Source organism: Delftia sp. ASV31 (genome assembly GCF_016428765.1).
Taxonomy (GTDB): Bacteria; Pseudomonadota; Gammaproteobacteria; order Burkholderiales; family Burkholderiaceae_C; genus Comamonas; species Comamonas acidovorans.
In genome coordinates this window covers 42,857-51,236 of sequence record NZ_JAELTK010000042.1, presented here as the reverse complement: position 1 = coordinate 51,236, position 8,380 = coordinate 42,857, and the positions used below count along the sequence as shown (strand labels likewise).

At 64.5% G+C, this 8,380-nt stretch carries 10 protein-coding genes; all 10 read left to right on the top strand.

What is annotated here, in order from left to right:
• Nucleotides 1-136: 136 nt before the first annotated feature.
• Nucleotides 137-1,843: a type II secretion system ATPase GspE gene (gspE, locus tag JHD82_RS16250; RefSeq protein ID WP_199137463.1), complete on the top strand. Its 1,707-nt coding sequence runs from the start codon at nucleotides 137-139 to the stop codon at nucleotides 1,841-1,843.
• Nucleotides 1,836-3,053, top strand: a complete 1,218-nt coding sequence (locus JHD82_RS16245; protein ID WP_199137461.1) for a type II secretion system F family protein — start codon at nucleotides 1,836-1,838, stop codon at nucleotides 3,051-3,053. The genes gspE and JHD82_RS16245 overlap by 8 nt, the downstream gene beginning before the upstream one ends.
• A 32-nt stretch (nucleotides 3,054-3,085) precedes the next feature.
• The gene (gene gspG / locus JHD82_RS16240; protein ID WP_016446465.1) at nucleotides 3,086-3,526 is read left to right on the top strand and encodes a type II secretion system major pseudopilin GspG; all 441 of its coding nucleotides are present in this window, start codon (nucleotides 3,086-3,088) and stop codon (nucleotides 3,524-3,526) included.
• A gap of 58 nt (nucleotides 3,527-3,584) precedes the next feature.
• The gene (locus JHD82_RS16235) at nucleotides 3,585-4,031 is read left to right on the top strand and encodes a GspH/FimT family pseudopilin (protein ID WP_199137460.1); all 447 of its coding nucleotides are present in this window, start codon (nucleotides 3,585-3,587) and stop codon (nucleotides 4,029-4,031) included.
• Nucleotides 4,031-4,435 (top strand): type II secretion system protein, encoded by a 405-nt coding sequence (locus tag JHD82_RS16230; RefSeq protein ID WP_012203233.1) that lies wholly within the window; start codon nucleotides 4,031-4,033, stop codon nucleotides 4,433-4,435. The genes JHD82_RS16235 and JHD82_RS16230 overlap by 1 nt, the downstream gene beginning before the upstream one ends.
• A complete protein-coding gene (locus JHD82_RS16225; RefSeq protein WP_199137458.1) occupies nucleotides 4,432-5,115 on the top strand; it encodes a prepilin-type N-terminal cleavage/methylation domain-containing protein in 684 nt (227 codons plus the stop codon). The genes JHD82_RS16230 and JHD82_RS16225 overlap by 4 nt, the downstream gene beginning before the upstream one ends.
• Before the next feature lie 47 nt (nucleotides 5,116-5,162).
• Nucleotides 5,163-5,900, top strand: a complete 738-nt coding sequence (locus JHD82_RS16220) for a general secretion pathway protein GspK (protein ID WP_233174762.1) — start codon at nucleotides 5,163-5,165, stop codon at nucleotides 5,898-5,900.
• A gap of 65 nt (nucleotides 5,901-5,965) precedes the next feature.
• Nucleotides 5,966-7,099, top strand: coding sequence for a PilN domain-containing protein (locus JHD82_RS16215; RefSeq protein ID WP_199137454.1), 1,134 nt, complete (start codon nucleotides 5,966-5,968; stop codon nucleotides 7,097-7,099).
• Complete coding sequence (gene gspM, locus JHD82_RS16210) at nucleotides 7,099-7,671, top strand: type II secretion system protein GspM (RefSeq protein ID WP_097203741.1); 573 nt, start codon at nucleotides 7,099-7,101, stop codon at nucleotides 7,669-7,671. Before JHD82_RS16215 ends, gspM begins: the two co-directional genes overlap by 1 nt.
• On the top strand, nucleotides 7,668-8,354 hold the full coding sequence (locus tag JHD82_RS16205) for a hypothetical protein (protein WP_199137452.1): 687 nt from the start codon (nucleotides 7,668-7,670) through the stop codon (nucleotides 8,352-8,354). The genes gspM and JHD82_RS16205 overlap by 4 nt, the downstream gene beginning before the upstream one ends.
• Nucleotides 8,355-8,380 lie beyond the last annotated feature (26 nt).

The window sequence follows — 8,380 nt, the reverse complement described above, 5'->3', positions numbered from 1 at the left end:
TGTATCCGTTGCGTAACAGTTGATGACAGCGCTGGTGCCGGGTGCGGGGGCGGCCGTGGACCCCGCATCCGGAGCCTTTCGCGGGGGATGCGGCGACAGTGGATAATCCGCGGCAATGTCTTCCACCAATCACGTCATGGAACCGATTGCCGGTGTCGAAGCCCCGATCAAGGGGCGGCTGGGCGAACGCCTGCTTTCCGCCGGCAAGCTGAACGAGCGCGATCTGCAAAACGCCCTGCAGGCGCAGCAGGAATTGGGCGGCTACCTGGGCCAGGTGCTGGTCCAGCTGGGCGTGGTGGCGGAAACCGACGTGGCCCAGGCGCTGTCCGAACAGCTGCACATGCGCTGGCTGCGCGCGGAAGAGTTTCCCGACCTGCTGCCCGATGTGCCGGGCCTGCTGGCCAGCTTTCTGGATGCGCAGTGCGTCTGCCCCATTTCGCTGCAGGACGGCGTGCTCGAAGTGGCCATGTCCGTGCCGCAGGACCCCTTTATCACCAAGGCGCTGCGCCTTGCCACCGGGTTGCAGATCAAGCCCGTGCTGGCGTTGGAAGCCGATATCCGCAAGGCCCTGTCCGAAGCCGGCCAGGAATCCGAAGGCGAAGAAGGCCAGGACTGGGGGTCGGACGCCACGGGTGGCGACTTCGTCGAGCATCTGAAGGACCTAGCCAGCGAGGCGCCGGTCATCCGCCTGGTCACGGGCATCATTTCCCGCGCCATCGAGCTGCACGCCTCCGACATCCATCTTGAGCCCTTCGAGGCCGGCCTGCAGGTGCGCTACCGCATGGACGGCGTGATCCATGCGGCCGAACTCGTGCCGCCCCGGCTGAGCGCGGCCGTGGGCTCGCGCGTCAAGCTGCTGGCCCATCTGGACATTGCCGAGCGGCGCCTGCCGCAGGACGGCCGCATCAAGACCCGCGCCAAGGGCCGCGAACTGGACCTGCGTGTCTCCACCGCACCCACGGTGCATGGCGAGAGCATCGTCATGCGGGTGCTGGACCGCGCCAACGTGCGCCTGCGCCTGGAAAGCATGGGCTTCGAGGTCGATACGCTGGAGCGCTTCAACACCTTGCTGGCCAAGCCGCACGGCATCGTGCTGGTCACTGGGCCCACGGGCTCGGGCAAGACCACCACGCTGTACGCGGCCCTGTCCAAGATCGACGCGGTTTCCAACAAGATCATCACCGTCGAGGACCCGGTCGAGTACCAGCTCGACGGCATCAACCAGATCCAGGTCCATCCGCAGATCGACCTCACCTTTGCCAACGCCCTGCGCTCCATCCTGCGCCAGGACCCGGACATCATCATGATCGGCGAAATGCGTGACGGAGAAACCGCGCAGATCGCCGTGCAGTCCGCGCTGACAGGCCACCTGGTGCTGTCCACGCTGCACACCAACACGGCCGCAGGCGCCGTCACCCGCATGCGCGACATGGGGGTGGAGAGCTACCTGATCACGTCCTCGGTCAACGGCGTGCTCGCCCAGCGCCTGGTGCGCACGCTGTGCTCGCACTGCAAGCAGCCTGACACGCTGCCGGCCGCCGCCGTCGAGGGCAGCGGCCTCAAGCGTTTTCTGCGCGAAGGCTCGCCCATCTACCGCGCCGTCGGCTGCGAGCATTGCCGGGGCACGGGCTACAAGGGCCGTACCGGCATCCATGAACTCATGGTCATCGACGAGCCGCTGCGCCGCGCCATCATCGAAGGCCAGGACGCCAACGCCCTGCATGCCATGGCGGCCAAGAGCGGCATGCTGAGCCTCTACGACGACGGCCTGCGCAAGGTGGCCTCGGGCGTCACCACGCTGGACGAAGTGCTGCGCGTGACCCAGGACCAGAGCGATGCCTGATTACAGCTGGGAGGCCGTGGACAGCCGCGGTCAAATGGTCAAGGGCACCTATTCCGCCGCAGCCGTGGCCGAGGTGGTGGTGCACCTGCGCAAGAGCCGCCTGTCGCCCATCAAGGTCGAGGAAGCCGCAAGCCTGGGCAACGTGCCGCTGGCGGCGCGTGCGCTCAAGAAAGGCCGCATCAAGGCCGACGACATCCAGGGCATGACCACCGAGCTGGCCATCATGATGCGTGCCGGCCTGTCGCTGGACAACGCGCTCAAGGTCCTGGTCGAGATGAGCCACAAGGTGCAGATGCAGGCCATGCTCCAGTCCGTGCTCGACAGCGTCAAGGCCGGCATGCCGCTGAGCCAGGCACTGGGCAAGCACCACGACCTGTTCGGCGACTTCTATATCAACATGGTGCGCTCGGGCGAGGCCAGCGGCCAGATGTCGGGCGTGCTCAACCGGCTGGTGGAACACATGGCGCGCCAGCGTGCCCTGCGCGACAGCGTGGTCTCGGCCACCATCTATCCTGCCATCCTGCTGGGCGTGGCTGTGCTGTCCCTGGTGGCCATGCTGGGCTTCGTGGTGCCGCAGTTCGAGCAGCTTTTCAACGACATGGGTGACGCGCTGCCCCTTCCCACGCAGTTCGTGATGGGGCTGGGCCATGCGTTTCGCAGCTACGGCTGGGCGGTGTTCATCGTGCTGGGCGCGCTGGGCTGGGTCTTCGCCCGCTGGGCCAAGAGTCCCAAGGGCCGCCAGACCTGGCAATCGTGGCTGCTGGGCCTGCCGGGCCTGGGTGGCGTGGTGCGCAAGTACCAGCTGACCCTGTTCAGCCGCTCGCTGGGCACGCTGCTGGGCAACGGCGTCACGCTGCTGACCGCACTGCGCATTGCCAGCGACACGGTCTCCAACGTTGCCATCCGCGAGCGCCTGGAAAAAATGGGTCCCATGGTCAAGGAAGGCCATCGCATGGCCCATGCCGCCCAGAAAACCGGAGAATTCGAGCCCCTGGCCCTGAATCTGGTGCGGGTCGGCGAGGAAACCGGCCGCCTGGGCGACATGATGCTGGAGCTGTCCAACATATTGAACCGCGAGGTCGAAAACGCGATCAAACGCCTCCTGACCATGCTGGAGCCGGCGCTGATCCTGGTCCTCGGTATCCTTATCGCCTCCATCATCGTGTCGATCCTGCTCGGAATCCTGTCCGTCAACGATCTGGCCGTCTGATGAATCTGAATTGACTGAAAGGTATGTAGAAGATGATGCGCATGCAAAAGCAACTGTCCTCCCGCGCCCGCAAGCGTGGCTTCACGCTGATCGAACTGCTGGTCGTGCTGGCCATCCTGACCCTGCTGGCCGGCCTGGTCGGCCCCAAGGTGCTGAACCAGTTGGGTGGAGCAAAGACCAAGACGGCCGGCGTGCAGATCGCCGACATCGAAAAGGCGCTGGAGCTGTACAAGCTCGACGTGGGCCGCTATCCCACCTCGCAGCAGGGCCTGGACGCGCTGGTCAAGCAGCCTGCCGGCGTTGCCGGCTGGGCGGGCCCCTACCTCAAGGGCGGCGTGCCCAATGATCCCTGGAACAACCCTTACCGCTACACCTACCCGGCTGCCAATGGCGACCTCGAAATCCTCTCGCTGGGTGCTGACGGTGCCCCGGGCGGCGAAGGTGAAGCAGCCGACGTGCGCAACACCAAGTAAGGTGCTCTTGAACACTGCTGTAGCCACCGTTGCCGCACCGTTTTGCCAAGGATGAGTCTTGAAGCGCGCCCAGGGTTTCACGCTGATCGAGCTGCTGGTGGTGTTCGCCATTCTTGGCGCCATCATCGGCATCGTGCCGCCTGCCATGGGCAAGCTGCGCGATGCCGTGGACTATCGGCAGACGGTGCAGGACGTGACGTCCCTGCTGCGCAAGGCGCGCCAGCAGGCCACGCTGCAGGGCATGCCTGTGGCATTCGCTGTCAATACGAATAGCAGGCAGTACGGCATCGCCGGACAGGCCACGGCCAAGTTGCCCGACAGCCTGACGGTGCAACTGACCACGGCAGCCGGCATGGCGCTGGCCGATGGCAGCCAGACCATCGTCTTTCTGCCCGAAGGCGGCGCCACGGGGGGCAGCATTTCGCTCGCCCGCGCGCAAAGCGGCGGTGGCGTGCGTCTGCGTGTGGACTGGCTGTCCGGCCAAGTCACCAAAGAGGCTCTGTAATGCGTCGGCGCGCCGCTTCCCGCCCCAGGGTGCGGGGCATGACCTTGCTGGAGCTGTTGGTGGCGCTGTCCATCATGGCTATCTCGCTGGCGCTCATTTATCGGGCCGTTGGTGGTTCCGCGCGCGGTGTTTCCAAACTGGAGCAGAACCAGGGAGTGGCCCTGCTGGCCGATTCGCTGATGGACGCCTTTCCCATGGTCGATCCTGGTGGCACCCAGGCCTCAGGGCAGGATGGTGTCTACGCCTGGCAGGTGGCTTCCGCGCCTTTCTCCGTGGGCGGCCTGCCCGAAACCGCGGTTCCCCTGCATGCCTTGCGCATCACGATCTCCGTTGAAAACCGCAGTTGGGTCTTCGAGACCCTGCGCCCGCAGCGCCCTTTGCAGCAAGGCGAGGTGACGCGATGACTGGGCGCGCTCCATCTTCGGGCAGGCAAAAGGGCTTCACGCTGGTGGAGCTGCTGGTGGTCATGGCCCTTCTGTCCCTGCTCATGCTCGGGCTGGCGTCGGCCATGTCCACGGTCTCGCAGACGCAGGAGCGTGTGGATGCGCGGCTGGACCGCATGGACCATCAACGTGTCTCGATTGGTTTTCTTCGTTCAGTCCTGGGGCAGGTGTCCGCCGTGCGGCGCCAAGCCGGTTTGCGCAAGCAGGGCGAGAGCGAATTGTTCTTCGAAGGCGGCCCGCAAGGCATGCGCTGGCTGGGCATCATGCCTGCGCGCTTCGGCATGGGCGGCCGCACCCATTTCCAGCTCTCCGTCGAAGGCGATGCGCTGATGCTGCGCTTCACGCCTTGGCAGGGGCCCGATGTCATGCCCAACTGGGGGCAAAGCCAGTCCTATGTGATTGATCGCGGTGTCACGGCTTTTGCCTTGCGTTACCAGAACGCCAAGCTGGGCGTGGCACATTGGCAGCCGCAATGGGGGCCCGAGAAGGACAACGAAAAGGAACTGCCATCTGCCGTGCAGATCGAGTTGCAGTCGGCTTCTGGGGCGTGGCCGTTGATGATCATCGCGATGAACACGCCTGCAGGTTCGAATCCCGCAAGCACTGTTCGAGCCACTTTGGGCGGAGGCTCCGTCTGGTGAAAGGCCGCTCAATTACGTTCATGCGTCGTTCTGTTATGCAGCGTGGCATGGCCCTGGTGCTGGTGCTCTGGATCGTGGCTGCCTTGGCCATCTTCGCGAGCAGCTTGGGGCGCGTGGTGCGCAGTGAGGCTTCGCTCATAGGCGTGACCCGCCAAATGGCCGAGGGGCGGGCGCTGGGCGAAGCCGCCATCTACCAGCTTCTGCAGCGGATCGCTCTCAAACCGACGGAGTTCCGTGAGTACGCCGTAATCCCGGTGCCGACGGCAAAAGGGATAATAGAGGTTGCCCTTGTCCCTTGGAGCGGTTTGGTGAACATCAACGACGCGCCGCCTGCTTTGCTGGCGTTGTTGCTGTCCAAGGCGGCCGGTCTCGGTGGGGGTGCCGCCGAAGCATTGGCCCAGGCCATTGTGCAGTCGCGCATTGGTGTAGACAATCGCCAGCCGCTGCGCCCTGCCTGGGACGCACCTGAAGATTTGCTGCAGGTGCCGGGCATGACCTATGGGATTTTTGCCAGCATTCGTGACTTCATTGTTGCGGATTCGGACGGGCGTGGCGTTGTGAACCCCGGGGCCGCTCCGGAAGGGCTCAAGCCTTGGTTGGAAGGGGGCGCGGGCTCCCAGCAGGGCGTAACCGGTTCGCGCTACACCCTCATTGCCAAGGTGCCGTTTGACGGCGCGGGGGAGGCATTGATCACGCGGCAGGTGGACGTGCCGGGCGGAATGGGGCCCGGGCGTTTGCCCTGGACTGTGCTTGCTGCCTCCCAGACCTGGAAAGGGCGCTTGTAGCGCTTCAAGTGCCAAGAAAGGAAGAATTTCAAGATGGCTCAACGTGAGAGTGGAGGGGGTAGTCCATGCCGCTGCTGAGTTCCGACGCAAAACTGTTCGGCATCGACCTGAGTACGCTGGGTGGCCAATTGCGCGAGGCATGGCAGCAACTGGCACACCTGCCCTGGATGCGGCGTTTTATGCCGCGGTTCCCCGTGAAGGTGGCAGGCTGGGAGTCCCGGCCTGATGGTATGGCGTGGGTCAGGGGAGATCGTCTCGAGTGGGTGCAGCGGGCCAATGGCGGGACCACCGCATCGCCTGACTATGCTGCCGTCTTGCTGCCGTCCGAGCAGGTGCTGGTACGCACGCTTCGCCTGCCTGCCATGTCTCCCAAGGCGCTGCATGGGGCTGTACAGCTCGATGTGCAGATGATGTCGCCCTTCACTGAAGAGCAGACCCTTTGGGCCTATGCTGCGCGTTCCCCAGGGGGGGCATCTTCAGTCCGGCTGGTCGATGTGGTGATCACATCTCGCGATCAGGTGGAAGGGGCTCTGAAGGAGCAGGGATACCGCCTGCCGGCCGGCATGGCGCCCGAGGTCTGGGCAGATGCCGTGACGCAGACCATCATGATCACCGGGTTTGGCGAGCAGCGCCGTCTGGCCCGTGAGGCGCGACAACGCATCTGGCTACTGACTGGCGTATTGGTCGTGGCGGCACTGGCTGCAGCCCTGGCCGCCACGCCTACCGCACAGCTTTATTTGCGTGCCGAGGATGCTAACGCCCAATTTGCCCGGCTGACCCAGGCTACCCGGGATGTGGTGACCAAGCGGCAGGCCTTGGTGGCTGAAGCGGAAAGCGTTTCCGCCCTGATGGATCGCAGGAATCAGCAGATCGACCATCTGCGTGTAATGGCGCTACTGACGCGGGTGTTGCCTGATGACACAGCCGTTCAACGCGTGCAGTTCAAGGGAGACAAGCTCACGGTGCAGGGCCTGAGTGATGACACCTCCGAAGCGGTGCGCCTGCTCTCCAAGGAGCCTGGATTGCGCGATGTGCGTTTGCCCAGCGCCGTGACACGGTCCTCGCGAACCAGCAAAGAGAGCTTTACGCTCGAAGCCACGCTGGATCCAGCCGTGCTCGGTGTGCACGCCATGGACGAGGCCAAGGATGAGTCTGAAGCAACGGGTACGCCCTCCGTGCCGGCGAAGGAGGGTGCGTAATGGCCGAGAAGCCAAGACTGCCCTGGCGCCAACTGGCAATCCTGTCGCTGCCTGCCCTGGCATTGTTGCTCCCTCTGGTTGTGGGCGGGCTCTGGGTCCATGCCAAGCACAACTGGGGACAGAGCCAACTGGATGTCGTGGAGCCACGCCATGCGCGGTTGCTGGGTCTGCAGCAGCAGGAAGAGGAAATTCAGCAGGCATTGGAAAGCCTGGCCGAGACCAAGGCCAAGCATGTCTATCCAGGCGAGAGTGACGCTACCCAGACCGGTAACGCGGTGCAGCAGCGCCTGCGTACGGTGCTGGACCGTGCGGGCCTGGCCATCGTCAGCAGCCAGGTGCGCCCCAATCCTGAAGACGGCAACTATGAGCGCATTGATGTTGTGATGTCCACGGAGGGCGACTGGCCCTCGATCCAAATGGCACTGCTGTCCCTGCGCGACATCAGTCCCACGGTCTGGCTCGACGACCTGGAGGTCAACCTGCCGGGCAGCCTGCAAAATGCCAACCCCCGAGTGGCGCCCAGGTTGAGTGCGCAATTTACCTTCAGCATTCTCCGGAGCAAGACGCCGTGAATCAGATCAACTGGCTGGGATGGGGCGTAGGAGCCACCCAGGTATTGCTGTGCGGTGCCCTGGCGATGGCCTGGCTCACGCCGCAGATGGAGATCAAGAACAGCCGCTGGCAGCCGCCTGAAGCCATCAAGGCGGACGTTCAGGCATTGCTGCCAAAGCAGCCCGAGACCCCGGAACCTGGAACACGCCAGGAGGATCAGTTGATGCTCCAGATGCAGGAACGGCCTTTGTTCGCGCTCAGCCGCCGTCCTCCTCCCCCCCCCCCACCGCCTCCCAAAAAGTCGGACGAAGAACCGGTCGAGCAGGACCAATGGTCCAAGGCCAAGGTGCTGGGCCTGTTTGATGGAGCCGTCACGGGCGCCATCGTCCAGTACGCAGGCAAGGAACAGCGCTTCATGCTCAGCCAAAGCCTTGGCGGCTGGACGCTGTCTCGCGTGCTGGACCGTGAAATCGAACTGGAACGTGGCGGCCGCAAGCGCAGGCTGCCAATGACGCGGGCCGCAATGGACAAAGGACCGGCCATTCCCGCAAGCGTACGTGTGCCGTCGCCCCCCGCTTCAGTGGCACAGATGCCCAGGGGCGGGGCTTACGCCGGGCAGCAACGTGAGGCGGATCAGCCTCAGAACACCGGGCCAGCGCCTCAGGAAGAAGGCGCTTCGTTGGGTGGCGGCATTGTCCGTTGAGAGCCGCCGCAACCTCAAGAACCAGT